General features: G+C 71.5%; 27 protein-coding genes and 2 pseudogenes. 2 read left to right on the top strand and 27 right to left on the bottom strand.

The features are described 5' to 3' along the window. Window positions 1-278: 278 nt before the first annotated feature. The 10 genes from ACWDN5_RS29860 to ACWDN5_RS29815 all read right to left on the bottom strand — a co-directional run bounded on the left by ACWDN5_RS29860 (window position 279) and on the right by ACWDN5_RS29815 (window position 9,784). Window positions 279-1,553 carry a deoxyguanosinetriphosphate triphosphohydrolase gene (locus tag ACWDN5_RS29860; protein WP_449678620.1) on the bottom strand — a complete coding sequence of 425 codons (1,275 nt, stop codon included), beginning with the start codon at window positions 1,551-1,553 and terminating at the stop codon, window positions 279-281. A 32-nt stretch (window positions 1,554-1,585) separates the two neighbouring features. Then, window positions 1,586-2,239: a YdcF family protein gene (locus ACWDN5_RS29855; protein WP_310972471.1), complete on the bottom strand. Its 654-nt coding sequence runs from the start codon at window positions 2,237-2,239 to the stop codon at window positions 1,586-1,588. Window positions 2,240-2,263: 24 nt separating this feature from the next. Beyond that, a complete protein-coding gene (locus ACWDN5_RS29850; RefSeq protein ID WP_310972469.1) occupies window positions 2,264-2,869 on the bottom strand; it encodes a response regulator transcription factor in 606 nt (201 codons plus the stop codon). After that, window positions 2,866-4,059 (bottom strand): sensor histidine kinase, encoded by a 1,194-nt coding sequence (locus ACWDN5_RS29845; RefSeq protein ID WP_449678619.1) that lies wholly within the window; start codon window positions 4,057-4,059, stop codon window positions 2,866-2,868. The genes ACWDN5_RS29850 and ACWDN5_RS29845 overlap by 4 nt, the downstream gene beginning before the upstream one ends. Before the next feature lie 19 nt (window positions 4,060-4,078). Continuing rightward, window positions 4,079-4,819 carry an ABC transporter permease gene (locus ACWDN5_RS29840; RefSeq protein WP_449678618.1) on the bottom strand — a complete coding sequence of 247 codons (741 nt, stop codon included), beginning with the start codon at window positions 4,817-4,819 and terminating at the stop codon, window positions 4,079-4,081. Next, window positions 4,816-5,748 (bottom strand): ABC transporter ATP-binding protein, encoded by a 933-nt coding sequence (locus ACWDN5_RS29835; protein ID WP_449678617.1) that lies wholly within the window; start codon window positions 5,746-5,748, stop codon window positions 4,816-4,818. Before ACWDN5_RS29835 ends, ACWDN5_RS29840 begins: the two co-directional genes overlap by 4 nt. Window positions 5,749-5,842: 94 nt before the next feature. Next, window positions 5,843-7,231, bottom strand: coding sequence for a glycine--tRNA ligase (locus ACWDN5_RS29830; protein ID WP_449678616.1), 1,389 nt, complete (start codon window positions 7,229-7,231; stop codon window positions 5,843-5,845). Between the two features lie 87 nt (window positions 7,232-7,318). Continuing rightward, entirely contained in the window at window positions 7,319-7,972 is a 654-nt protein-coding gene (locus ACWDN5_RS29825; protein WP_310972461.1) for a class F sortase, read from the bottom strand. An 81-nt stretch (window positions 7,973-8,053) separates the two neighbouring features. Next, a complete protein-coding gene (locus ACWDN5_RS29820; protein WP_310972459.1) occupies window positions 8,054-8,695 on the bottom strand; it encodes a class F sortase in 642 nt (213 codons plus the stop codon). Further along, window positions 8,696-9,784 (bottom strand): hypothetical protein, encoded by a 1,089-nt coding sequence (locus ACWDN5_RS29815; RefSeq protein WP_449678615.1) that lies wholly within the window; start codon window positions 9,782-9,784, stop codon window positions 8,696-8,698. A 264-nt stretch (window positions 9,785-10,048) separates the two neighbouring features. On the opposite strand from ACWDN5_RS29815, the gene ACWDN5_RS29810 reads away from it, so the two are divergent. After that, window positions 10,049-10,414, top strand: coding sequence for an ArsR/SmtB family transcription factor (locus ACWDN5_RS29810; protein ID WP_396136944.1), 366 nt, complete (start codon window positions 10,049-10,051; stop codon window positions 10,412-10,414). Further along, window positions 10,414-10,827: a Fur family transcriptional regulator gene (locus ACWDN5_RS29805; protein WP_310972454.1), complete on the top strand. Its 414-nt coding sequence runs from the start codon at window positions 10,414-10,416 to the stop codon at window positions 10,825-10,827. The genes ACWDN5_RS29810 and ACWDN5_RS29805 overlap by 1 nt, the downstream gene beginning before the upstream one ends. Before the next feature lie 344 nt (window positions 10,828-11,171). Here ACWDN5_RS29805 and ACWDN5_RS29800 read toward each other — a convergent pair. The 17 genes and pseudogenes from ACWDN5_RS29800 to ACWDN5_RS29720 form a co-directional block, all read right to left on the bottom strand. Continuing rightward, window positions 11,172-11,711, bottom strand: a pseudogene (locus ACWDN5_RS29800) (TIGR03943 family putative permease subunit); the annotation flags it as partial. Between the two features lie 291 nt (window positions 11,712-12,002). After that, a pseudogene (locus ACWDN5_RS29795) lies at window positions 12,003-12,197 on the bottom strand (TIGR03943 family putative permease subunit); the annotation flags it as partial. Then, window positions 12,194-13,201: a permease gene (locus ACWDN5_RS29790; protein WP_449678632.1), complete on the bottom strand. Its 1,008-nt coding sequence runs from the start codon at window positions 13,199-13,201 to the stop codon at window positions 12,194-12,196. The pseudogene ACWDN5_RS29795 and the gene ACWDN5_RS29790, both read right to left, overlap by 4 nt. 126 nt (window positions 13,202-13,327) lie before the next feature. Then, a complete protein-coding gene (locus ACWDN5_RS29785) occupies window positions 13,328-13,753 on the bottom strand; it encodes a YbjN domain-containing protein (RefSeq protein WP_310972452.1) in 426 nt (141 codons plus the stop codon). Further along, the gene (locus ACWDN5_RS29780) at window positions 13,750-14,565 is read right to left on the bottom strand and encodes an isoprenyl transferase (RefSeq protein ID WP_310972451.1); all 816 of its coding nucleotides are present in this window, start codon (window positions 14,563-14,565) and stop codon (window positions 13,750-13,752) included. The genes ACWDN5_RS29785 and ACWDN5_RS29780 overlap by 4 nt, the downstream gene beginning before the upstream one ends. A 39-nt stretch (window positions 14,566-14,604) precedes the next feature. Beyond that, window positions 14,605-15,426, bottom strand: coding sequence for a DNA repair protein RecO (gene recO, locus ACWDN5_RS29775; protein WP_449678614.1), 822 nt, complete (start codon window positions 15,424-15,426; stop codon window positions 14,605-14,607). Between the two features lie 60 nt (window positions 15,427-15,486). After that, window positions 15,487-15,942, bottom strand: a complete 456-nt coding sequence (locus ACWDN5_RS29770) for a CD225/dispanin family protein (RefSeq protein ID WP_449678613.1) — start codon at window positions 15,940-15,942, stop codon at window positions 15,487-15,489. A 69-nt stretch (window positions 15,943-16,011) separates the two neighbouring features. Then, window positions 16,012-17,073 carry an RDD family protein gene (locus ACWDN5_RS29765; protein ID WP_449678612.1) on the bottom strand — a complete coding sequence of 354 codons (1,062 nt, stop codon included), beginning with the start codon at window positions 17,071-17,073 and terminating at the stop codon, window positions 16,012-16,014. A 182-nt stretch (window positions 17,074-17,255) separates the two neighbouring features. Then, window positions 17,256-17,708, bottom strand: coding sequence for a DUF2752 domain-containing protein (locus ACWDN5_RS29760; protein ID WP_310972445.1), 453 nt, complete (start codon window positions 17,706-17,708; stop codon window positions 17,256-17,258). Then, on the bottom strand, window positions 17,705-18,058 hold the full coding sequence (locus ACWDN5_RS29755; RefSeq protein ID WP_310972444.1) for a CD225/dispanin family protein: 354 nt from the start codon (window positions 18,056-18,058) through the stop codon (window positions 17,705-17,707). Before ACWDN5_RS29755 ends, ACWDN5_RS29760 begins: the two co-directional genes overlap by 4 nt. A gap of 26 nt (window positions 18,059-18,084) precedes the next feature. After that, a complete protein-coding gene (locus tag ACWDN5_RS29750) occupies window positions 18,085-18,453 on the bottom strand; it encodes a CD225/dispanin family protein (protein ID WP_310972442.1) in 369 nt (122 codons plus the stop codon). Window positions 18,454-18,643: 190 nt separating this feature from the next. Next, window positions 18,644-19,540, bottom strand: coding sequence for a GTPase Era (gene era, locus ACWDN5_RS29745; protein ID WP_310972441.1), 897 nt, complete (start codon window positions 19,538-19,540; stop codon window positions 18,644-18,646). Beyond that, entirely contained in the window at window positions 19,537-19,875 is a 339-nt protein-coding gene (locus ACWDN5_RS29740; RefSeq protein ID WP_290060591.1) for a cytidine deaminase, read from the bottom strand. The genes era and ACWDN5_RS29740 overlap by 4 nt, the downstream gene beginning before the upstream one ends. After that, complete coding sequence (locus ACWDN5_RS29735; RefSeq protein ID WP_310972438.1) at window positions 19,868-21,211, bottom strand: hemolysin family protein; 1,344 nt, start codon at window positions 21,209-21,211, stop codon at window positions 19,868-19,870. Before ACWDN5_RS29735 ends, ACWDN5_RS29740 begins: the two co-directional genes overlap by 8 nt. A 9-nt stretch (window positions 21,212-21,220) precedes the next feature. Then, entirely contained in the window at window positions 21,221-21,787 is a 567-nt protein-coding gene (gene ybeY, locus ACWDN5_RS29730) for an rRNA maturation RNase YbeY (protein ID WP_449678611.1), read from the bottom strand. After that, on the bottom strand, window positions 21,784-22,851 hold the full coding sequence (locus tag ACWDN5_RS29725; protein WP_310972435.1) for a PhoH family protein: 1,068 nt from the start codon (window positions 22,849-22,851) through the stop codon (window positions 21,784-21,786). Before ACWDN5_RS29725 ends, ybeY begins: the two co-directional genes overlap by 4 nt. Window positions 22,852-22,937: 86 nt before the next feature. Further along, window positions 22,938-23,306, bottom strand: a complete 369-nt coding sequence (locus tag ACWDN5_RS29720; RefSeq protein ID WP_449678610.1) for a histidine triad nucleotide-binding protein — start codon at window positions 23,304-23,306, stop codon at window positions 22,938-22,940. Between the last annotated feature and the right edge of the window lie 206 nt (window positions 23,307-23,512).

The following is a 23,512-nucleotide window of genomic DNA, read 5'->3' as shown; positions in this document are numbered from 1 at the left end:
GCCGCCCACGCGCAACTCCACCCGAGGATGACAAATTCACCCGAAAGTTTCGCGGCACCGCCCATGCACCCCTAGGCATTTCGCGTGATTGAAGGGTCAACACGCGTGATCAGAGGGTCAACTCGCGTGATTGGAGGGTCGACACGGCGTGGGCCGGGCCTTGCCGCGTGTCGTCTCCCCAATCACGCGTGTCGACTCCCCAATCACGCGTGTCGTCTCCCCAATCACGCGTGTCGACTCCCCAATCACGCGTGTCGGCGCTCCGATCACGGCGCGGGTCAGCGGTGGAGGCGGGTGACGTGCCAGGAGTACCAGACGTGGGCTTGGGCGTCGGTGAGGGAGGCGACCTGGTCGACCACCACGCGGAGCAGGCCGGCGTCGTCCGCGGCCGTGTTCCAGGCCGGGACGAACAGCGGGTCGAGGGACTCCGGGGCCCGGCGGGCCAGCGCGTGGACCAGCTCGATCAGCAGCTCACGCTGGCCCTCCTGCATCGCCAGCCGGCGGCGGTCGCTCATCACGTACCGCAGGGCCAGGGCCTTCAGCAGGGCCACCTCCGCGGCGACCCGCTCCGGGACGCACAGGTCGGCCCCGTAGCGGCTCAGCGGGCCTTCGCCGAACTTCTCGCGCGTGCCGGTGACGGCCGCCGTGGTGAAGCGGCCGACCAGCTCGCTCGTCAGCCGTTTCAACGCGACCTGGGCGCCCGGTGACCCGTCCGGCTCGGCCGACGCCAGCGCCGCCACCACCGGCAGCGCCAGCAGTTCCGCCGCCGCATCCTCCAAAGTGGACACCGATTGCGCCGAGAAGTGCTTGGCGGCCGCCTCGGCGACGGCCGCGCGCTCGTCCGGGTGGGCGAGCACGCGCAGCTTGATCCGGCCGGCCAGCACGCCGTCCTCGACGTCGTGCACCGAATACGCGACGTCGTCCGCCCAGTCCATGATCTGCGCTTCCAGGCACCGCCGCTCGGCCGGTGCCCCCTCCCGGAACCACTCGAACACCGGAACGTCGTCGCTGTACACGCCGTACTTGACCTGACCCGGCCGCCGTGGCCACGGGTACTTCGTGGTCGCGTCCAGGCACGCGCGGGTCAGGTTGAGCCCCACCGGGTCACCTTCGGCGGACAGCAGCTTCGGCTCCAGCCGGGTGAGGATGCGCAACGTCTGCGCGTTGCCCTCGAACCCGCCGCACGCGCCGGCCACCTCGTCGAGCGCGCGCTCGCCGTTGTGCCCGAACGGCGGGTGGCCGATGTCGTGCGCCAGCCCCGCGGTGTCCACCAGGTCCGGGTCCGCGCCCAGCTCCTCGGCGATGCCCCGGCCGATCTGGGCGACCTCCAGCGAGTGCGTCAGCCGCGTGCGCGGGACGCCGGTGACCTCGGCGCCCTCCCCCGGCCCGACCACCTGGGTCTTGCCGGCCAGCCGCCGCAGCGCCGCGGAGTGCAGCACCCGGGCCCGGTCGCGGGAGAACGCGCTGCGCCCGTCCGCCCGGGCGCCGGGCAGCGCCGCGCCCTTGGCCGCCTCCGGCAGCAGGCGGGCGGTGTCGTGCTCGGTGTAGTTCACCCGACCAGCGTAAACGTGGTCACCGACAAAACTCAGCCGAGGAAAGTGGCGAACAGATCATCCGCGGGTGTCTTCGTCAGCCGGTAGTACAGCAGCGCGCCGGTCTCGCGGACGATGTACCGCACCTGGGTGACGCGCTCCTGGACGATCGGCCCGCTGTGCGTCGGCGCGGTCCAGGCGTCCAGGCCCAGGTCGTCGGCCATGGTCCGGGCGCGGAAGGAGTGCCACGGGTCGCTGACCAGCACCGCCGTCCGCCAGCCGCGGGCCTCGACCTGCTGGGCGACCGCGCGCAGGCTGCGCAGCGTGTCGCTGCCTTCGCCGACGGCGAGGGTCGCCGACGCCGGCACGCCGCGCCGGGTCAGCCACAGCTGGCCGGCCCGGGCCTCGGTGAAGTTGTCCTCGGCCTTCTTGCCGCCCGCGGTGACGATCGTCTTCGCGACGCCCGCGTCGTAGAGCTGCTTGGCCTTCGCCAGCCGGGCGGCGTAGATCTCCGACGGCCTGCCGTTGTACTGCGCGGCGCCCAGCACCACGATGACGTCGGCGGGTGTCCGGTCGTTCACGCGGGCCACCTGCCAGACCCGGAACGCCGTGCCGCCGACGAGCGCGACCAGCACGAGGAGCGTGCCGAGGACGATCCGGCGTGCCCAGCTCGCCACCGACGGTTTGGTGCGTTCAGCGGTACCCATCCGGGCCATTCTTTCAGAGGCGGCTCAGAGCCACCCACGCTCCTCGGCGACCCGCACCGCTTCGGCCCGCGTCCGCGCGCCGGTCTTCCCGATCGCCGCGGAGAGGTGGTTGCGGACGGTGCCTTCCGAGAGGTGCAGCGCCCGGGCGACGTCGGCCACCGTGCTGCCGTCCTTGGCCTCCCGCAGCACGTCCCGCTCCCGCCCGGTGAGCGGGCTGGCGCCGGTGGCGAGGGATTCCGCGGCCAGCGCCGGATCCACCACCCGGAGTCCACTGTGGACTCGCCGGACGGCCTCGACGAGCTGCTCCGGCGGCGCGTCCTTGACGACGAACCCGGCCGCGCCCGCCGCCATCGCGCGGGCGAGGTAGCCGGGACGGCCGAACGTCGTGCAGATGATCACCCGGCACGACGGCAGGGCGTTCCGCAGGTCGGCCGCGGCCTCCAGGCCGTCCTTCCCGGGCATCTGGACGTCGAGCAGGGCGACGTCCGGCTCGACCTCGCGCGCGGCGGCCACCACCTCGTCGCCGGAACCGACCTGCCCGACCACCTCGATGTCGTTCTCCAGGCCCAGCACGGTGGCCAGGGCCCCGCGGACCATGGCCTGGTCGTCGGCCAGCAGCACCCGGATCAAGCGAGTCCTCCCGCGGGTTCGGCGCGCACGGCCGGGGTGGCCGGGCTCGGTTCGGGGAGCGGGATCTCCGCCCGCACGAGCAATCCTCCCCCAGGCCGGCCCGACGTCCGCAGCGTGCCCCCGGCCGCGGCCAGCCGCTCGGTCAGCCCGCGCAGGCCGTTGCCCGCGACGACGTCGGTGGCCGTGCCGTCGTCCTCGATCTCGAGCCAGGTGTCGCCCAGCCGCACGCGCACCCGCTTGGCCCCGGAGTGCCGCAGCACGTTCGTGACGGCTTCGCGCAGCACGTACCCGAAGGTGGACTGGAACTCGGGGCGGACGTTGTCCACCGCGTGCGGCAGGTCGGCGTCGATCTCCGCGGCCCGCAGCGCCGCCCGGGCGCCGACGAGCTCCGCCGACAGCGACACCTCGCGGTTCGCCGACACGGTCGCGCGGACGTCGGACAGCGCGCTGCGGGTGAGGCTCTCCACCTCGCGGATCTCCTCGACCGCGCGCGGGATGTCGCCGGCGCTCTCCAGCACCCGCCGGGCCAGCCCCGCTTTGACGGTGATCGTGGTGAGGCTGTGCCCGAGCAGGTCGTGCAGGTCGCGGGCCAGGCGCTGCCGCTCGTTCGCCACGGCGAGGGTGGCGATCTCCTCGTTCGCGCGTTCCAGCCGCCGGACCGCGCGGACGAGGTTGGCCATGAAGAACATCGCCAGCGTGATCGACAAGACGGTGATCAGGTCGCCGTAGTCTTCCACGAACCGGCCCTGCGCCAGCAGGATCACCGCGCCGAGCGCCACCGTGGACAGGTCGATGATCACCGACCAGGCGGCGGGCACGAGGAACACGACCACCGCCGTGCCGTAGAGCAGGACGAACCCGCTGCCGGCGGCCAGCGCCAGCGAGGCGAGCCCCAGCACGTTCATCGTGATCCCGAAGGCCAGCTTCACCCGGCGTTCCCGGCGGAAGAAGTACGGGAAAACCGCGTAGCACGCGGAGTAGGCGTAGACGAAGACGAAGGTGGCGACGAGCCCGGGGGTGACCGCGGGCTCGGCCAGCAGCGAGCGCGTGACCGGGATGAGGAACGGCAGCAGGAAGACCATCGACATGATCGGCCAGCGCGGGCCGCCGGGCCCGCGGTCGGCGGCGTCCGGCAGCGGGTCCTCCCACCAGGATTCCTTGCTGTCCAGACCGAACCGGCGCTTCGCCATCGTCGTTCCCCTCCGGCCCTCAGACGCGGGCGCTGTCCTTACGGTAACGCCTGATCACCAGGGCTCCGAGCACGACCGTCCACGCGCCGAGCACACCGGCGGCGTGCGGCAGCGAGACCACCATGTCGCTGGTCACCGCCGGTCGCGCGACCTGCAGCACCCAGTAGGTCGGCATGATCTGGGCGACGTCGTGCATCCAGCCGGGCATCGACTCGATCGGGATCCAGAGCCCGCCGAGGAAGCCCATCCCGAGCGTGACGAGCATGTTGATCGGCTGCATCGAGTCCGGCGTGCCGAACTGGCCGAGCAGCAGGCCGAGCAGCACCAGCGGGATCGTGCCGAGCCAGATGCCGGCGAAGATCCGCACCCAGCCGCTCGCGTCGACGTGCACCCCCTCGGCCAGCACGCCCAGCAGCGGCACGAGGACCAGCGCGGGCAGCCCCACGAGCATCCCGGAGATGCCCTTGCCCGCCAGGTACCCGGTGCCGGTGAGCGGGGTCAGGCGCAGCTGGCGCTGCCAGCCGACCGCGCGTTCGAGGGCCAGCCGGGCCCCGCTGTTGGTCGCCGCGGCGAAGACGCCGAACGTCATCATGTTGATCATGATCACGGCCGCGATCTGCGCGTGGTCCGGATCGCTCGTCTTCGTGAAGACGTTGGCCTGCAAGAGGAACATCAGCACCGGGAAGGCGACGACGAAGATCAGGAAACGGGGCGCCCGGAAGTTCCGGCGGATCTCGGTGAGCAGGTAGGTGGCGTTCATCGGACGGGCTCCGCGGTCTCGTCGGCGGTCAGGGACAGGAAGGCGCCTTCGAGGCCGACGGCGCTGATTTCGACGTCATGCACGGCCGGAACCGCGGCCTTGAGCGCCCAGAGCGTGGCGTCGGAGTCGCCGCTGGAGATCGCGACGCGGTCGCCGCGCAGCTCGAACTCCTTGACGCCGGGCAGCGCGGCGATGACGGCGTCGGTGGCGCCCGGGACGGCGGCGCGCAGGGTGCGGCCGCCGGCCAGCGCGCGGACCTCGGCGACGCTGCCGTCGGCGACGATCCGGCCCCGGCGCATCAGCACCACCCTGTCGGCGAACTCCTCCGCCTCTTCGAGATAGTGCGTGGCGAACAGGACCGTGCGGCCGGACTCGGTGAAGGAGTACATCGACTGCCAGAACTCGCGCCGGGTGCCGACGTCCATCGCCGCCGTCGGCTCGTCGAGGATCAGCAGGTCCGGGTTGCTGACCAGGGCGACGGCGAAGCGGACCCGCTGCTTCTGCCCGCCGGAGAGCTTGTTGGCGCGGCGGCCGGCCAGTTCTTCGACACCGGCGGCGCGCAGGGCCTCGGCGACCGGCATCGGGTTGCGGTGCAGGGCCGCGACCATGCCGACGGTCTCACCGACGGTGAGGTCGTCCATCAGGGCGCCGCCCTGCAGCATCGCCCCGATCAGGCCGGCCCGCACGGCGTCGATCGGCTTGCGCCCGAACACGCGCACGTCGCCGGCACCGGGGCTGGTCAGGCCGAGGATCATGTCGACGGTGGTGGACTTGCCCGCGCCGTTGGGGCCGAGCAGGGCGACCACTTCGCCCGGGGCGATGGTCAGGTCGACGCCGTCGACCGCGTGGACGTCGCCGTAGTGCTTCCGCAGGCCGGTGAGGTGGATCGCGGCCCCCGCCGCCACCGCCTGGATGTCTGTTTCTCGCATGCCCCCAGGCTGCCGCCCGGCGGGCCCGGGCCCCCGGATCGTGCGTCACGACTTGGCCGTGACAGGTGTCAGGGGTGCCTGGGCCCGGGCGGGGTCAGCAGCCGATGAGGCGGCCCGCCAGGTAGGACTCCAGCTTGTCGATCGCGATGCGCTCCTGCGACATCGTGTCGCGCTCGCGCACCGTCACCGCCTGGTCCTCGAGCGAGTCGAAGTCGACCGTGACGCAGTACGGCGTGCCGATCTCGTCCTGGCGGCGGTAGCGGCGGCCGATCGCCTGGGCGTCGTCGAAGTCGACGTTCCAGTGCTTGCGCAGCGTCGCCGCGACCTCCTTCGCCTTCGGGGTCAGGTCGGCGTTGCGCGAGAGCGGCAGCACCGCGACCTTGAACGGCGAGAGCCGCGGGTCGAGCTTGAGCACCACGCGGGTGTCGGTGCCGCCCTTGGCGTTCGGCACCTCTTCCTCGACGTAGGAGTCCACCAGGAACGCCATCATCGACCGGCCGACACCGGCCGCCGGCTCGATGACGAACGGCCGGTACCGCTGGCCCGAGGCCTGGTCGAAGAACGACAGGTCCTGACCCGAGTGGTTCGAGTGCGTCGTCAGGTCGAAGTCGGTGCGGTTCGCGATGCCCTCGAGCTCGCCCCACTCCTGCCCCGCGTTGAACGCGAACCGGTACTCGATGTCGACGGTGCGCTTCGCGTAGTGCGAGAGCTTTTCCTTCGGGTGCTCGTAGTGGCGCAGGTTGTCGGCATTGATGCCGAGGTCCGTGTACCACTTCGTGCGCTCGTCGATCCAGTACTGGTGCCAGCGCTCGTCCTCGCCCGGCTCGACGAAGAACTCCATCTCCATCTGCTCGAACTCGCGCGTCCGGAAGATGAAGTTGCCCGGCGTGATCTCGTTGCGGAAGGACTTGCCGATCTGGCCGATGCCGAACGGCGGCTTCTTCCGCGACGTCGTCTGGACGTTGGAGAAGTTCACGAAGATGCCCTGCGCGGTCTCCGGGCGGAGGTAGTGCAGGCCCTCTTCGGACTCCACCGGGCCGAGGTAGGTCTTCAGCATCATGTTGAAGTCCCGCGGCGGGGTGTACTTGCCGCGCGTGCCGCAGTTCGGGCACGGCACCTCGGACAGGTCGTCCTCGCTGGTCTCCTTGCCGGTGCGCGCCGCGAACTCCTCGGCGAGCTGGTCGGCGCGGAACCGCTTGTGGCACGACAGGCACTCGATCAGCGGGTCGGTGAACACGTTGACGTGCCCCGACGCGACCCAGACCTCACGCGGCAGGATCACCGACGAGTCGAGGCCGACGACGTCGTCGCGGCCCTGGACGACGGTCTTCCACCACTGGCGCTTGATGTTGTCCTTCAGCTCGACCCCGAGCGGCCCGTAGTCCCACGCAGAGCGGGTGCCGCCGTAGATCTCTCCGCTGGCGAAGACGAAACCACGGCGTTTGCACAGGCTGATGATCTTCTCAATGGTGTTCGTGGGCACTCCACGCTCCGAAAAGCTTGCGGGGACGGTTCAGGACTGAACGTCCAGGGTATCCGCCGGGGCCCACCGCTTTTCGCGCAGGTGAGCCTACGGCCGCGACACCAGCGACGCCGTGACGACGCGGTTGTCCTCGTACCCCTCGCTGCCGCCGACGTACTCGCCGCCGCAGGTGACCAGCAGCAGCTTGTGCGGGCCGTCGGGGTCGAACAGCTGCTCGGACCGGCCGGCGAGGTCCGACTTGTGCACGGTCTCGGTGGCGTCGATCCGGTACACCCACGCGCCGCCGGCGGCGTCGGTCAGCTTGACCTCCTGGCCCTGCTTGACCTGCCAGAGCTCGTTGAACGGGCCCTTCTTGCCCTTCCAGTTCACGTGCCCGGACAGCAGCGCGACGCCGTGGTCGGCGCCCAGCTTCGCGCCCCACCAGGCGGCCTCGTCGAGCCCCTCCGGGATCTTCAGCGCGCCCGCGGCGTCGAGGTCCTCCTGGATCAGCTTCGCGGTGCCGCCGCCGGGCAGGGCCAGCTGCGCCGGCGCCTGGCCCGTGTCCGGCCGGGTGCCCTGCGGGGCCTGCTGGTTCGCGGCGGGGACGGGCGTCCCGGTGCCGTTCGCCCCGGCGGGTTCATCCTTTCCGGTGAACACGAGCAGGGTCGCGACCAGCGCCGCGACCACGAATGCCCCGGCGACGCCGACGATCCACCAGCGGCCGGAGCCCTTTTTCGGCTCCGCCGGGTTCCGCTCCTGCATGGGCTTGTGCTCCTTCGCTGTCATGGCCAGTGCACAGACAGGCATGCCGCGAAGGGCGCGTCGGGTTGCAGCGAAACTTGTTCAGCCGGTGGGGCGCGTCACCAGCTCGGCCGTCACCAGGCGGTTCTCGTCGTAGCCTTCGGTGCCGCCGACGTAGTCGCCGCCGCAGGTCACCAGCACCAGCCGGTGCGGGCCGTCCTGCCCGAACCACCGGGCGGCCTGGGCCGGCAGCGTCTCCTTCGGCAGCGTGACGACGTCGTCGACGCGGTAGACCCACCGGCCGCCGCGCGCGTCGACCACACTGACCCGGTCGCCGGCCCGCATGCGCCACAGCTCGTCGAACGGCCCGCGCCTGCCCTCCCAGTTCACGTGACCGGACAGCAGCGCCGCTCCCTGGGCCGCACCCAGCTTGGCGCCCCACCAGGCCGCGTCGCCGAGGCCGCGCGGGATCGGCAGCACGCCGGTGTCGGTGAGTTCGGTGCGGACCAGGCGGGCGGTGGCGCCGCCGGGCAGCCGGACCGTGCCCGGCCGCTGCTGGGTGGCGGTTTCGCTGTCCGCGGGGAGCACGGCCGGGGCCGCGTTCTCGCCCGGCAGCGAGCCGGGCGGGGGTGCCGCCGCCACCGGCGTCGCCGACGGCGGCAGCCAGGTCAGCACGATGATCCCGGCCGCGAAGGCGGCCACGGCCAGCGCCGCCGAGACGGCGGCCAGGGCGGTGCGCAGCACCTAGTCCGTCCCGGTCTTGCGCCGCCGGCCCAGCAGCAGGGCGACGGCGGCGAAGAACACCCCGCCGAAGAGCAGGCCGATGCCGAGCGGGATGCGGGAGCCGTCCCCGTCGGTGGCGGGCGCGGCCGCACCGAGGTAGCCGGCCGGGACCTGCGTCGGCACCGCGGGCTGGGTCGCGGTCGTGCCACCGGCCGGGCCGCCGGCCTTCGCGACGAACCCCTTCGGGATCGAGCAGCTGACCCCGCCGAGCACGATGTTCGTCTTCACGTCCTGCAGCGCGGTGCCCTGGGCGTCCTTGACGTGCGTGGTGATCTCGACCCGCCAGCCGGCGACCGCGGTGTGGTCGCCCCCGCGCCAGCCGTCCTGGCGGATCAGCTGGTCGAAGGCGGTGACGCGGGTCAGCGCGAGGTCGGAGACGGTGGTCGCCGGGTCGGCGTTGGTGATGTCACCGGGCGGGCCGAGGCGCAAGTTCTTCAGCTGGAGACCCGCGTTGCCGCCGGGCATCGGGACGATGCCGAGCCCGCCACCGGCCTGGCGCACCCACAGCCGGGTCACCGACGACGTCGTCGACAGCTTGCCCGGGCCGGTGCAGTCGACCGAGGTTTTGGCGCCTTCGAGCACGAGGACGGTGTTGTCGGCCGGCTTGGTGCCGCCCTGCCAGGTGTCCCGCAGCGCGTAGTTGGTCTCCGCGGTGGCGGTCGGCACGGTGGTGGCCTGCAGCGCGGCGAAGACGTTGTGGTCGCGGCTCGGGACCCCGGGCGGGTACGGGTTCTGTGACGCGCTGTAGCGGCCGAGGGCGATCTGGTAGTGCCCGCCGAAGGTGGCCCGCTCGCCGTCGTCCTTGGGGACCGAGACGCGGTCCGCGCCGAGCTTCGACTGGCCGGGCAGCAGCGGGGATCGTTGCGTTTCGGTGATCAGGGCGCCGCCGCGCTGGCCTTGGTCCCCGATCCGCACCGAGGCGATGTTCGCGAACGAGACCGGGCCGGCCTTCTCGTCGACGGCCTGGGTCTGCGCACCCGCGACACCCACGCCGACCAGCGGAAACACCGCGGCGGCCAGTGCGGCTGCCTTCGTCACCAAACGCGTCATGTCTCCCCACTGCTCTGCTCGGGACGGGTCGCCGGCGTCCGGGAAACGGCGAAACGCTCCGCGACAACCTTGCACCGTCGGCGACGACATGCGAAGCCGCAGGGCCAATATCCCACGAACTCACCCGAACGGGGTAATACGACCGGCCGTACCCCGCAGCTCGGCGCCGCGGCGGGGGTCCCGGACGGGGGAACACTAGGATGGGCGGCACCGTTATCGGCAATGACTACGGAATTCATGGTCGCGGGCAGCGTGGAGGCGGGAATGGCGACGGTCACCGGGAGTGGCGCCCAGCCGGGGCTCGCGGACTGCGCCCCGGCGGCCGGAGGGTCTCCGGCGCACCCCCCGCAGTCGGTCCTGACGGACGCGGGCGACCTGCTGCGCGCGCTGGCGGCCCCGGTCCGGATCGCGATCGTGCTGCAGCTGCGCGCGGCCGACCGGTGCGTGCACGAGCTGGTGGACGCGCTCGACGTCGCCCAGCCGCTGATCAGCCAGCACCTGCGGGTGCTGAAGACCGCTGGGGTGGTCCAGGGCGAGCGCCGCGGCCGAGAGGTCGTCTACCGCCTCGCCGACGACCACCTGGCGCACATCGTGGTCGACGCCGTCGCCCACGTGCAGGAAGGAAAGTGATGAACACCGCCGCGTCGCGCAGCCAGGCCCCGGTCCCCGGGCGCCGATCCACCCGGCAGCGGTCCGCGGTCGTCGAGCTGCTCAGCACGATCGACGACTTCCGTTCGGCCCAGGAACTCCACGACGAGCTGCGCAAACGCGGCGACGGCATCGGCTTGACGACGGTGTACCGGACGCTGCAGTCGCTGTCGGAGGCCGGCGAGATCGACGTGCTGCGCACGGATTCGGGCGAGGCGATCTACCGGCGGTGCTCGGCGCACCACCACCATCACCTGGTGTGCCGGCGGTGCGGCCGCACGGTCGAGGTCGAGGGGCCGGCGGTGGAGCGCTGGGCGGAGAAGATCGCGGCGGAGCACGGCTTTTCGGAGATCTCGCACACGGTGGAGATCACCGGGACCTGCGCCGAGCACTAGCCCGGACGTTCCAAGGCGGCCTTGGCCGAGCAGGCAGTCCGTCCGGTAGGGCGACCGATCGCCGGCATCGCCCGCGCCAGGGCGGCGAGCACGTCGTTCTCGGTGCATCGTGCCGCGTCCGGATCGTCCGACGGCGTGTTCCGTATCTCGACCACCGCGAAGCTCGGCGAGTGGCCGTGCGTCGCGTCGAGCGCCTTCCGCGCCTACCGGGCCGCCGAGGTTTGCGGCAGGGCACCGCTCTCCGCGGCCACCTGCCGGGCGACCGCGTCGGTCTCGCCGTCCCTCCGGCGCGCACGGCGACCAGGGTTGCCGCGCACAGCACGGAAGACCAGCCACCCATCTTGTCAGTATTCGTAAGGATCCTTCGGGGTCGGGACCGGTGTCACCGAGGCCGGGGTGAAGTCCGGGGTGTAGCTGTTGTCCTTCGTCGCCGTGCCCGGGACGACCTGGCCGGTCACCTGGATCCACGCGTCGCTCGCCAGGTGGTCCGCTTGGCCGCCGCGGAGGCGGACCGTCACCGGGAACGCGTCCGCCGCGCAGCAGCTGATCACCAGGCGCGCCAGCAGGGTGCTGCCTTCGGTGTGGACGACGAAGCCGGTCAGGGAAACCGTGCGGCCGTTCAGGGTGCCCGCCGCGTCCCAGCCCGCGCGGGTGACGAAATCGTTCACCGCCAACGGCACCACGTTCCCCGGCGGCAAGGGCGGGAACGCCGCGGCGTTGGCCACGGCTGCGCTTGAGGGGGCGCGGGCCTCCGTGCGGATCACGGAGTCCGCGCCCAGGGCCGGTGGGGCGACCAGGAACACCGCCAGCACCGGGACCAGCAGCAGCCACGCCGGACGGGCCGAGTGCGAGTGGTCGCCATGCTCGCCGGGGCTGCCGTGGTCGGCGTGGTCGCGATGCGCGGCGTGGCCGCCATGCTCGCCGGGGCCGCCGAGCTCGACCTCGCTGGCATGCCCGCCCGGGCCGCCGAGCCCGGCCTCGCTGCCATGCGCGGCGTGGCTGCCATGCCCGCCATGATCGCCCGGGCCGCCGCGGCCGCCATACTCGGCGTGGCCGCCATGCTCGCCATACTCGGCGTGACCGCCATGGCCGCCATACTCAGCGCGGCCGCCATGCTCGCCATACTCGGCGTGACCGCCATGGCCGCCATACTCGGCGTGGCCACCGGGATCGTCTAGTGCGGGGCGCCGGGACGCCACCAGGTCGCGGACGATCGCGACCGCGCCCAGCAGCACCATCACCGCGCCGCCCGCGATGATCCAAGGCTGCTGGGCCGGTTTGACGTACCTCAGGTAGTCGCCGTTGGCCGCGATCTTGACCAGGGCGCCGCCGAGCAGGATCAGCAGGATGTTCTGGGTTTCCCGTTTCACGCGACCCCCACCAGGAATCCGGCCCCCAGCGCGCAGGCCACCGCCACCACGAACGTCACCGGCGCGAACCGCACCGCGAACGACCTCCCGAACGTGCCCGCCTGCAACGCGAACAGCTTGACGTCGATCGCCGGGCCCACCACCAGGAACACCAGCTTCGGCAGCAAGGGCAACGCCGTCAGCGACGCCGCCACGAAGGCGTCCGCCTCGCTGCACAGCGCCAGCACCACCGCCAGGACCGCCAGCACCACCACACCCAGCACCAGCTGGTCACCCAGGACGCCGAACCACCGGGCCGGGACCAGGACGTTCAGCGCCGACGAGATCAGCGCCCCCAGCACCAGGAAACCGCCCGCCTCGACCAGGTCCGTGCGCGCGGTCTCGGCGAACACCCGCCACCGCCGGCCGCCCGCCACGTCCGGGAGGCGCCGCAACGCGCGCGCCGTGATCCACTCGAGCTTGCCCCAGCGGGCCCACAACCAGCCCATCACCATCGCCGTGGCGAGGGAGCCCACGAACCGCGCCAAGACCATCTCCGGCTTGCCGGGGAACGCGACCGCCGTCGCCACCAGCACCACCGGATTCACCGCCGGCGCCGCCAGCAAGAACGTCAGCGCCGCCGCCGGGGCCACGCCCTGCCCCATCAGCCGCCGCGCCACCGGTACCGAAGCGCATTCGCACCCCGGCAGCGCGACGCCCGCCAGCCCGGCGACGCCGACTGCCGCGCCCGCTCGGCGTGGCAGCACCTTCTCCAGCACGCGCGCGGGGACGAACGCCGCGATGGCCCCGCTGATCAGCACGCCCAGCACCAGGAACGGCAGCGCCTGCACGCAGACCGCGACGAACACGGTCGAGCCGGTGCGCAGCGCGGGCACGTCGAACACGTCCTGCAGCCAGCTTTGGGCCAGGATCGCGATCAGCAGGATCGCGCACAGCACTTCGACCGAGCTGATCCGGAACCGGCGCGTGCGCCGGCCGGGCTCGGCCTCGGTATCGGAAACGATGTTCACGACCGCGATGATGCCAGGGCCGTCCGACAAGACGGGACCCGCACGGGCCGCGAACGGAGGATTACGGTCCGTTTCGGTACCCGATCCTCCGTTCGCGGCGGAAAGTCCACCCCGGACGGGTCAGTCGCCGGGCACGATTCCGGGCAGATCGGTCCGCAGCTGCGAAGCCGTCGACACGACCAGCATCAGCAACGTCCCGAGCGCGGCCGCGTCCAGACCGGCCGCCGGGAACGCGTACCGCAGCGTCACGTCGACCCCGTTGTCCGAATGCCCGACCCCGAGCGTCCCGAACAGACCCTGCCCCGCCCGCTCGGCGACGGCGATCGACAGTGCGGGCTCGTCGACCAGGTCCCAGCCGACCACGCAGGTCAGCGTGAGCACGGTGAGGCCTTCGCCGAGCCGGGTCGCCTGGATCACGCACGGCACGCCGCCGTGGGAGAACGTCAGCGCGCCGTCGTCGTCGACGTGCACCTCGAGATACCGCTCCAGCGCCTCCCGGGCCCGGGTCAGCAGCTCCGCGGTCTCGACGGCTTCGGTGGCGCTCACGAAGAAGCCGCCTGGTCGACGGCGCCGCCGAAGCGGCGATCCCGCTTCGCGAATTCCAGGCACGCCCGCCACAGGTGGGTCCGGTCGAAGTCCGGGAAAAGCGTGTCCTGGTAGACCATCTCGGCGTAGGCCGACTGCCACAGCAGGAAGTTCGACGTCCGCTGCTCGCCCGAGGGCCGCAGGAACAGGTCCACGTCCGGCATGTCCGGCTGGTACAGGTACTTCCCGATGGTCTTCTCGGTGACCTTGTCGGGGTTCAGCTTCCCGGCGGCGACGTCCTGCGCGATCCGCTGCATGGCGTCACCCAGCTCGGCGCGGCCGCCGTAGTTGACGCACATGGTCATGTTCAGCGCCGTGTTGTGCTTGGTCTTCTCCTCGGCCGCCTGCAGCTCCTTGATCACCGACGCCCACAGCTTCGGCCGCCGCCCCGCCCAGCGGATGCGCACGCCGATCGAGCCGAGGTAGTCGACCTGGCGGCGGATGGTGTCGCGGTTGAAGCCCATCAGGAACCGCACCTCTTCGGGGCTGCGCTTCCAGTTCTCCGTCGAGAACGCGTACACCGAGAGCCACTTGACGCCGAGCTCGACCGCCCCGCTGGCGACGTCGATCATCACCGCTTCGCCGCGCTTGTGGCCCTCGATCCGCGGCAGGCCGCGCTGGTTGGCCCAGCGGCCGTTGCCGTCCATGACCAGCGCGACGTGCTTGGGCACCAGCTCCCGCGGGATTTCCGGCGGTTTCGCGCCCGACGGGTGCGGATCCGGGGCCCGCAGCTCGTATCGCGACGCCTTGTTCTCGCGTCCCCTGCGCAGCACTGCGAGCCTCCCTGAATGGGTTAACCGGTCGGGCCGACCCTACTGCTTGGGCACCGCCTGTCCTTCGGGGGTTCGGGTGGCGGAGCCCCCGACTCGGGGCGAAGCCCCGGGTGGCACAGCTTCCCGAGCGCGTCGCTCGACCAGGGGAAGGGACCGCAGCTGCCGCTCCAGGTGCCACTGCAGGTGCGCCGCGACCAGGCCGCTCGCGTCGCGGCGGGTGCCGGGCAGGGTCGCCTCGGCCATCTCCCACTCGCCGTGCAGCAGGGCCGTGAGCAGGTCGAGGACCTCGGGGGCGGGGTGCACGGAGCCCGGGACGCGGCAGTCCTGGCACATCGAACCGCCGGCCGGGACGCTGAACGCGACGTGCGGGCCGGGCAGGCCGCAGCGAGCGCACTCGGTGAGCGCGGGGGCCCACCCGGCGTAGGACATCGCGCGGAGGAAGAACGCGTCGAGCACGAGGGACGGGTCGCGTTCGCCGGCGGCGAGCGACCGCAGCGCGCCGCAGAGGAGGAGGTACAGCTTGAGCACCGGCTCGCCCTCTTCGGCCGAGAGCCGGTCCGCGGTTTCGGCGATCGCGCTGGCCGCGGTGTAGCGCTGGTAGTCGGCGACCAGCGGCAGCTGGAACGCGTCGACGGTCTCGACCTGGGTGATGACGTCGAGCGTGCGCCCGGTGTAGAACTGCACGTCGACGTGGCCGAACGGCTCCAGCCGGGCCCCGAACCGCGACGAAGTCCGCCGCACGCCCTTCGCCACGGCACGCACCTTGCCGTGGCGCCGCGTCAGCAGGGTGACGATCCGGTCGGCCTCACCCAGCTTGTGCGTGCGCAACACCACCCCGGTGTCGCGGTAGAGGTTCACCACCCCGACATCGTCCCACTTCGGGGTGATGCCGGGGTGGAGCGCCCCACGGAAAAGACCGGATCAGCAGTAGTAGCCGTAGCAGGTGCTGGCGGCGACCGCCGCGATGATGATCCAGACGATCGTCAGTACGCAGCCCAGTGCGCCGATGATGGTGGCGATCAGGCAGAGCGTCTTCGTGGTGCGCGAGGCCTGTTCCGCCATCGCGTAGTTGCCCTGCATCTTGTACGTCTGGACCTCGTTGGACTTCATGATCGCGAAGATCGCGAGGATCCAGCAGAGGAAGATGCTGCCGATCGCCCAGCCCTTGTAGTCCTTGATGGCGTTGATGTCGCCGCCGCCGGGCATGCCGTAGCCGGGGGCGCCGAAGCCGCCGGTGGGCGGCTGGCCGTACGGCGCGGGCTGCCCGTACGGCGCCGGCTGGCCGTAGGGCGCGGGCATGCCGCCGGAGGGCGGGCCGTAGCCCGGCTGCTGCGGCTGCTGGCCGTAGGGCTGCTGCTGGCCGTAGGGATTGGTCATGACGTTGTACCCCAACTATTCGTGAACTTCCCGCCGGGCGAACTCCGGCGGTGGTGCGGAAGGAACTCCTCAGCGCTGCTCGTTCGGCGGCTGGCCGAACTGGCCCGGCTGGATCTTCTGGGTCGCTTCGGGCTCGTCCTGGGTGCCGGGCCGCAGCATCTGGGTGCGCTCGGCCTGCTCGTCGAAGGCACTCCCGGAGCCCGGGCGCAGCATCTGGGTGCGCTCCGCCTGCTCGTCGAAGGCGCCCCCACCCGGCGGCGGGGCGAGCGGCTGCTGCCCGAAGCCGCCCGGCTGCGGGGGCTGCGGGAAGCCACCGGACGACGGCGGCTGGCCGAACCCGCCCGGCTGCGGCTGGCCGAAGCCACCCGGCGCGGGCTGCTGCTCGAAGCCGCCGGACTGCGGCTGCTGCTGCGGGAAACCACCGGACGCGGGCTGCTGCGGGAAACCGCCGGAGGGCGGCTGGCCGAACTGACCGGGCTGCTGCCCCGGCGGCGGGTAGCCGCCGGCGAACGCCTGCCCGCCCGGCTGGCCGAACGGGGCGGCCGCGTCGGCGTTGACCACGATGGTGCCGACGATCTTGTCCGAGAGGGTCTGGGACTTGTCGTCCCACAGCGGCCACAGCCAGCCGACGTAGCAGACGGCGCTGTCGATGGCGTGCGCCAGGTCGCGCACGAACGCCATGCCCGGGCCGACCGGCTGCCCGGTGTCCTCGCGGACGAGCTTGATCTTGGCGTACCGCTTGCCCATCGACTGGCCGGTGTTGCCCTGCGTGATCCACCGGTTGTAGACGGTCCAGGCGATCTGGCCCAGCCAGCCGAGCACCCCCACCAGGACCCACAGCGAGCCGACGTTCCCGAAGATGAACAGGAGCGGGGTGAGGATCACGTACAGCACGAGGATCGGGGCGATGTCGATGAGCCAGCCGAGGGCGCGCTGCCCCCAGCTCGCGTAGTTCCGCGAGGGACCGAAGGGACTGCCCTGCTGACCGAACGGCGCCTGCTGCCCGAACGGCGCCGGCTGGCCGTAGGGCGCGGGCTGCCCGAACGGCGCCTGCCCCGGCTGCGGCTGGCCGAACGGTGGCTGGCCACCGGGCTGCTGCCCGAAGGATTGCTGACCGTACGGATCGGTCATTGGGTGTCTTCCCCTCGCTGGTCACTTCCCCGACACGCGGAAACGGATCCGCCCTCGTCGGTCCGGTCCGCGGGAGCGTACTCGGTTCACCTGCGGCCGCGCCGCCCAGGCTTCAGCTGTCCGGGTGAATCGGTCGTCCGTCCGACGCGGACCGTGGCCGTCCGGTTCCCGGCCGCCGGGGATCAGACGTGCAGGGCCGTGAACGGCGCGAACGGGAGGTTGCGGATGACGAACCAGACGACGAACACGACGGAAAAGATCAGCGGTGTCCAGCGCCAGTGCAGCCAGCTGTCCATCGCGCGGCCGCGCAGGCGCCCGAGGATCCACGCGGCCATGCTCCACACCATCAGCAGCACGACGACGAACGACACGGCGTTGTAGTGCAGGGCCGCGGGGATGTCGCCGTGCATCAGGCTGTACGCCATCCGCATGCCGCCGCAGCCCGGGCAGTCGATGCCGAGCAGCGCCTTCGTCGGGCACACGGGCAGGAACCCGCCCGGGGTGGTCGGGTCGCCGACCCAGACCGCCACGCAGCACGCGCCGAGCCCGGCGGCGACGGCCATCGGCGCGCCGAGCGCGCGCAGCTTGGCCTTGGCGCCGCGGGCCGGGTATCCCGTGTAGACGGTCGTGGTCACGGCGTCAGCTGACTCGCGTTGACGCCGACGATCACGATCATCACCACGATGAACACGATGTAGAGCAGCAGGAGGATCCCGGTCGAGATGGCCGACCACATCGCCCACTTGCGGGCGTCGGCCGCGGCCTTGTGCGCCTCGGCGTGGGCGCCCTGGAACCAGAGCGACTGCACCTGGCTGGACTTCACGATCGCGACCACACCCAGGGGCAGGCAACAGAGCACGGTGCTGAGAATCGCCCACACCATGTTGTTGTCCGGCGGCGGCCCGTAGGGGTTGGGCGGCGGGTAGCCGTAGCCGTAGTTCGGCCCGCCCGGGGGCGGGTACGGCGGCGGGTACTGGTCGGTCACCGGGATCCTCCTGCTGCTCGGCTACGTCAGTATGACGTCGTGCCGGTGCCGAACGTGAAGACACCCGCAATCATCAGGATGATCCACAGCACGAGCCACGCGACGCCGACGATCGCCGAGATGATCGCCCACTTCTTGGCCGAGTTGGCGGCCTCCTGCGCGGCGGCCGTCTGGCCCTGCGCCCACAGGCCGTTGACCTTCGCGGCCTGCACGATCGACACGACGCCGAACGGGAGGCAGCACAGGATCGTGGTCAGGATGGCCCACACGAGGTTGTTGCTCGGGGGCGGGCCCGGCTGGTAGCCGCCCGGCTGCCCACCGGGGTAGTTCGGCTGGCCGCCGGGCTGGTTCGGCTGGTCGCCGGGGTAGTTGGGCATGCCCTGGCTGTCGGTCATGGTCGGTCGTTCCCCTTCGTCGTGCTCCTCGGACGACCACCGGGTCCGCGGGCCGCCCCGACCGGCCGCGGTGTGGTCGAAGCCGCGACTGTAGGGGGCGAGATCATCACGCGCCTCGCGTTTCGTCCCGCCGCGACCGAAATGAGACCAGGAATTCCGCCACCGCTCCCCGGGACGGGGAACGCGCAGGTCAGAAACCGAGCCGTCGTAACTGACGGGGGTCGCGCTGCCACTCCTTGGCGACCTTGATGTGCAGGTCGAGGTAGACCTTCGAGCCGAGCAGCGCCTCGATGTTCTTGCGGGCGGTGGCACCGACCTCGCGCAGCCGTTCGCCCTTGTGCCCGAGGATGATCCCCTTCTGGCTGGGCCGTTCCACGTAGAGGAACGCGTGCACGTCGACGAGGTCGTCGCGGCCTTCGCGGGGCAGCATCTCCTCGACGGTGACGGCGATCGAGTGCGGCAGCTCGTCGCGGACACCCTCGAGCGCCGCCTCGCGGATCAGCTCGGCGACCAGCGTCTGCTCCGGCTCGTCGGTGAGCTCGCCGCCGGGGTACAGCTGCGGGCCCTCGGGCAGCCGCTGGACCAGCAGGTCGGCCAGGGTGCCGACCTGGAAGCCGTCCACCGCGGACACCGGGACGAGCTCGGCGAAGTCCATCACTTGCTGCAGCGCCAGCAACTGTTCGGCGACCTGCTGGGGCTGGACGAGGTCGGTCTTGGTGACGATGCCGATGACCGGGGTCCGCTTGGCGATCTTCTGCAGCTCGGCGGCGATGAACTTGTCGCCGGGCCCGATCTTCTCGTTCGCCGGGACGCAGAACCCGACGACGTCCACTTCGGACCACGTCGTGTGCACGATGTCGTTGAGCCGCTCGCCGAGCAGGGTGCGCGGGCGGTGCAGGCCGGGCGTGTCGATCAGGACGAGCTGGGCGTCCTCGCGGTGGACGATCCCGCGGATCGCGTGCCGGGTGGTCTGCGGCTTGCTGGAGGTGATCGCGACCTTGGTGCCGACGAGGGCGTTGGTCAGCGTCGACTTGCCGGCGTTGGGCCGGCCGACGAAGCAGGCGAAGCCGGAACGGTGCTCGGTCATCGCTCGAGCACCTCGAGGACCGTGCCGTCCGGGGCGGCCAGGATGATCGGCGCGTACTTCGCGATGTCGCGGACCGCGTGCACGGACGCGCCCTTGAGCAGCCCCTCTTCGCTGACGACGGCGGCGGCCTCGATGCCTTCGGCGCCGCTGGAGAGCGCGGCGGCGACCGCGGCCTGGAGCGCGGTGAGCTTGAACGACGGCTGGTCGACCGTGCCCGCGGCGTAGGTGCGGCCGTCGGTGTCGCGGACCGCGGCGCCCTCGGGGGCCTGGATGCGGGCGCGCGAGGACCGGGCCAGCGTGACGAGTTTCTGGTCCTCGGCCTCGAGGTCAGGCATGTTCGACGCTCCTGTCGCGTTCGTCGGGGTGGGGCAGGCGGGTGCGGCGGCGCGTCCGGTCGACCGGGTCCGTCATGGCTTCGGCGTCGGCCGGGTGCACGACCACGGAGGTGATCCGCATGCGGCCGCGCCGGTCCTTGCCCCCTTCGGCGAACAGCCGAAGGCCGGCGACCTCGGCTTCGGCCCCCGGCAGCGGGACCCTACCCAGTCGTTCCGCGAGCAGCCCGCCCACGGTCTCCACGTCGTGGTCTTCGAGGTCGATGCCGAAGAGCTCGCCCAGGTCGTCGACGGTCATCCGGGACGAGACGCGGACGGCGCCGCCGTCGAGCTCCTCGACCTCGGGCCGCTCGTCGGCGTCGGACTCGTCGGTGATCTCGCCGACGATCTCCTCGAGGACGTCTTCGATGGTGAGCAGGCCCGCCGTGCCGCCGTACTCGTCGACGGCGATCGCCATGTGGTTGTGCGAGCGCTGCATTTCCTTGAGCAGCTCGTCGAGCCGTTTGGAGTCGGGGACGAAGGACGCCTGGTTCATCACCGAGTCGACGACCGTGCTCGGCCCGTCGGGGTCGAGGTAGCCGGTCATCAGGTCCTTGATGTTGACGACACCGACGATGTCGTCGACGGACTCGTCGATCACCGGCAGCCGGGTGAAGCCGGTGCGCAGCGCGAGGGCGAGGGCCTGCCGGACGGTCTTGGTGCGCTCGATCCAGACGATCTCGGTGCGCGGCACCATGACTTCCCGGGCGACGGTGTCGCCGAGCTCGAAGACCGAGTGGATCATCTCGCGCTCGGAGTCCTCGACGACGCCGCGTTCCTGGGCCATGTCGACGAGCTCGCGCAGCTCGACCTCGGAGGTGAACGGGCCTTCGCGGAAGCCCTGGCCGGGGGTGATGGCGTTACCGATGAGGATGAGGAGCCGGGACAGCGGGCCGAGGACGGAGCCGAGGACCCGGACGGGCCCGGCGACGTATCGGCCGATCCGGTAGGGGTGCTGGCGGCCGAGGGTGCGCGGGCCGACGCCGATGAGGACGTAGCTGACCACGACCATGACGACCGCGGCGACCAGCACGGCGAGGCCGAGCGGGGCGAGCCGGGTGCCCACGAAGACCGTGACGAGCACGGTGGCGGTGAGTTCGCAGCCGAGGCGGAGCAGGAGCAGCAGGTTGATGTGCCGGCGCCGTTCGGCGACGACGGCGGCGAGCTGGCTGGCGCCGGGCAGGCCGAGCCGGGCGAGGCCGTCGGCCCGGGCCTGGGAGACGGTGCTGATCGCGGCGTCCGCCGCCGCGAACACGCCCGCCAGGAGGACGAGCGCAATCGCGAAGAAGAGCTGTTCCATGGCTGGCGCCTAGGGCGTTTCCCCGGTGGGCGGCTCGGCGGCGGCGGGTGCGTCGAGGCCGGCGATGCCGAGGACGCGGTCGTCGGTGTTGCGCTGGGCGTCCCGCTTCTCCAGCGCGGCGACGGCCTCCTGGTACTCGCCGAGGATGCGCTTCTGGAGGGCGAACATCTCGCGTTCCTCGGCGGGTTCGGCGTGGTCGTAGCCGAGGAGGTGGAGCACGCCGTGCACGGTGAGCAGGTGCAGCTCGTCGATCAGGGCGTGGCCCGCGGTCTTGGCCTGGTCCTTCGCGAAGGCCGGGCAGAGCACGATGTCCCCGAGCAGGGCCGGTGACGCGTCGGGCGCGTCGGGGCGGCGGGAGGAGTCGAGCTCGTCCATCGGGAAGGCCATGACGTCGGTGGGGCCCGGGAGGTCCATCCAGCGTTCGTGCAGGTCTTCCATGACGTCGAGGGTGACGAGGAGGATGGACAGCTCGGCGAGCGGGCTGACCTCCATCTTGTCGAGGGCGTAGCGGGCGGCGGAGACGATGGACGTCTCGTCGACGTCGACGCCGGACTCGTTGGCGATCTCGATGCTCAACGCCGGTTGCCCTTCCAGCCGTCGTTCTGCTGGGCGTCCTGCACGGCCTGCCACTTCTCGTAGGCGTCGACGATGTCGCCGACGAGCTTGTGCCGGACGACGTCCTGGCTGGTCAGTTCGGCGAAGTGGAGGTCCTCGACGCCGGTGAGGATGTCGCGGACGACGCGCAGGCCGCTGCGCTGCCCGCTGGGCAGGTCGACCTGGGTGATGTCGCCGGTGACGACGATCTTGGACCCGAAGCCGAGCCGGGTGAGGAACATCTTCATCTGCTCGGGCGTGGTGTTCTGGGCCTCGTCGAGGATGATGAAGGCGTCGTTCAAGGTGCGGCCGCGCATGTAGGCCAGTGGCGCGATTTCGATCGTGCCGGCCTGCATGAGCCGCGGGATCGACTCCGGTTCGACCATGTCGTGCAGCGCGTCGTAGAGGGGCCGCAGGTACGGGTCGATCTTCTCGTTCAGGGTGCCGGGCAGGTACCCGAGGCGCTCGCCGGCTTCGACGGCCGGGCGGGTCAGCACGATGCGGGTGACCTGTTTGGCCTGGAGGGCCTGGACGGCTTTCGCCATGGCGAGGTAGGTCTTGCCGGTGCCGGCGGGGCCGATGCCGAAGACGACGGTGTGCTTGTCGATGGCGTCGACGTACCGCTTCTGGTTCAGCGTCTTGGGGCGGATGGTCTTGCCGCGCCGGGAGACGATGTTGAGGCTGAGGACCTCGGCGGGCGAGGCGTCTCCGGTGGAGAGCATGCCGATGGTGCGCCGGACGGTGTCGGGTCCGACCTGCTGGCCGCCGGTGGCGAGCTGGACGAGTTCGGCGAAGACGCGTTCGGCGAACGCGACGTCGGCGGGTGTCCCGGTCAGGGTGACTTCGTTGCCGCGGACGTGCACGTCGGCGGCGAGGAGTTCCTCGGCGACCCGGAGGTTCTCGTCGCGGGAGCCGAGCAGGCTCAGGGCCGCGGCGTCGGGGATGGGAAACCGGGACTGCGCGGCCTGGACGGCGGCATCCTCGGTCTTGGCGACGTCTCCGGGGACGTCGGGTCGGGCGGCACCACCCGGTACGGTTCCGGCCACGTGGCCTCAGGCCTGCTTTCTCGGTGAGGGAGAACGGACCCCACCGATGCTACTGGCACCCACCGACCGGACGCAGGCCGGTTTCCCTAGTCCTGGTCCGGGGCCCCGAACAGCCCGAGCGGTTCGCCGCCCAGAACGTGGGCGTGCACGTGGAAGACGGTCTGCCCGGCATCTTCATCGGTGTTGAAGACGACCCGGTAGCCGCTCTCGACGATGCCCTCGAGTTCGGCAACCTTACGGGCGGTGGCAATGACATCACTCAGCAGCTGCGCATCCCCGGCAGCAAGCTCCGCAACGTTCCGGTACCGCTTCCGAGGAACGACGAGCACATGAACCCGAGCCTGCGGCCGAATGTCCCGAAAGGCAAAGGTGGTCGCATCCTGGTACACGACATCGGCGGGGATCTCCCCACCAATGATCCGTTCGAACAGCGTCTCAGCCTCGGGTCCGCTCATGAGAGCACCCTATCGACCCACACCAGACCGACACCGGATCCCCACCAGCGAGAAGGCCGAAGGCCGCCGAGCAAGCAAGACGCTCTCGACAACCCGACCACAGCGGAAGCCGCGGGGGGGGTCCGGGGGCTCGGGCTCGATCAACTCGGCGCGCGAGAACACGCGCGGCGCCCGCGAAGTCGTCTCGACCGAGCTGTGGGAATGCC

The organism is Amycolatopsis sp. NPDC003731, assembly GCF_053586895.1.
This window is presented reverse-complemented; position numbering and strand designations above follow the sequence as displayed.

What these genes read in the sequence shown, in the direction of transcription:
- ACWDN5_RS29855 (WP_310972471.1), bottom strand. Translation starts at nt 2,239, where the DNA reads ATGGGTACCGCTGAACGCACCAAACCGTCGGTGGCGAGCTGGGCACGC.
- ACWDN5_RS29845 (WP_449678619.1), bottom strand. Translation starts at nt 4,059, where the DNA reads ATGGCGAAGCGCCGGTTCGGTCTGGACAGCAAGGAATCCTGGTGGGAG.
- ACWDN5_RS29840 (WP_449678618.1), bottom strand. Translation starts at nt 4,819, where the DNA reads ATGAACGCCACCTACCTGCTCACCGAGATCCGCCGGAACTTCCGGGCG.
- ACWDN5_RS29835 (WP_449678617.1), bottom strand. Translation starts at nt 5,748, where the DNA reads ATGCGAGAAACAGACATCCAGGCGGTGGCGGCGGGGGCCGCGATCCAC.
- ACWDN5_RS29825 (WP_310972461.1), bottom strand. Translation starts at nt 7,972, where the DNA reads ATGCAGGAGCGGAACCCGGCGGAGCCGAAAAAGGGCTCCGGCCGCTGG.
- ACWDN5_RS29815 (WP_449678615.1), bottom strand. Translation starts at nt 9,784, where the DNA reads ATGACGCGTTTGGTGACGAAGGCAGCCGCACTGGCCGCCGCGGTGTTT.
- ACWDN5_RS29810 (WP_396136944.1), top strand. Translation starts at nt 10,049, where the DNA reads ATGGCGACGGTCACCGGGAGTGGCGCCCAGCCGGGGCTCGCGGACTGC.
- ACWDN5_RS29805 (WP_310972454.1), top strand. Translation starts at nt 10,414, where the DNA reads ATGAACACCGCCGCGTCGCGCAGCCAGGCCCCGGTCCCCGGGCGCCGA.
- ACWDN5_RS29770 (WP_449678613.1), bottom strand. Translation starts at nt 15,942, where the DNA reads ATGACCAATCCCTACGGCCAGCAGCAGCCCTACGGCCAGCAGCCGCAG.
- ACWDN5_RS29765 (WP_449678612.1), bottom strand. Translation starts at nt 17,073, where the DNA reads ATGACCGATCCGTACGGTCAGCAATCCTTCGGGCAGCAGCCCGGTGGC.
- ACWDN5_RS29750 (WP_310972442.1), bottom strand. Translation starts at nt 18,453, where the DNA reads ATGACCGACAGCCAGGGCATGCCCAACTACCCCGGCGACCAGCCGAAC.
- era (WP_310972441.1), bottom strand. Translation starts at nt 19,540, where the DNA reads ATGACCGAGCACCGTTCCGGCTTCGCCTGCTTCGTCGGCCGGCCCAAC.
- ACWDN5_RS29740 (WP_290060591.1), bottom strand. Translation starts at nt 19,875, where the DNA reads ATGCCTGACCTCGAGGCCGAGGACCAGAAACTCGTCACGCTGGCCCGG.
- ACWDN5_RS29735 (WP_310972438.1), bottom strand. Translation starts at nt 21,211, where the DNA reads ATGGAACAGCTCTTCTTCGCGATTGCGCTCGTCCTCCTGGCGGGCGTG.
- ACWDN5_RS29720 (WP_449678610.1), bottom strand. Translation starts at nt 23,306, where the DNA reads ATGAGCGGACCCGAGGCTGAGACGCTGTTCGAACGGATCATTGGTGGG.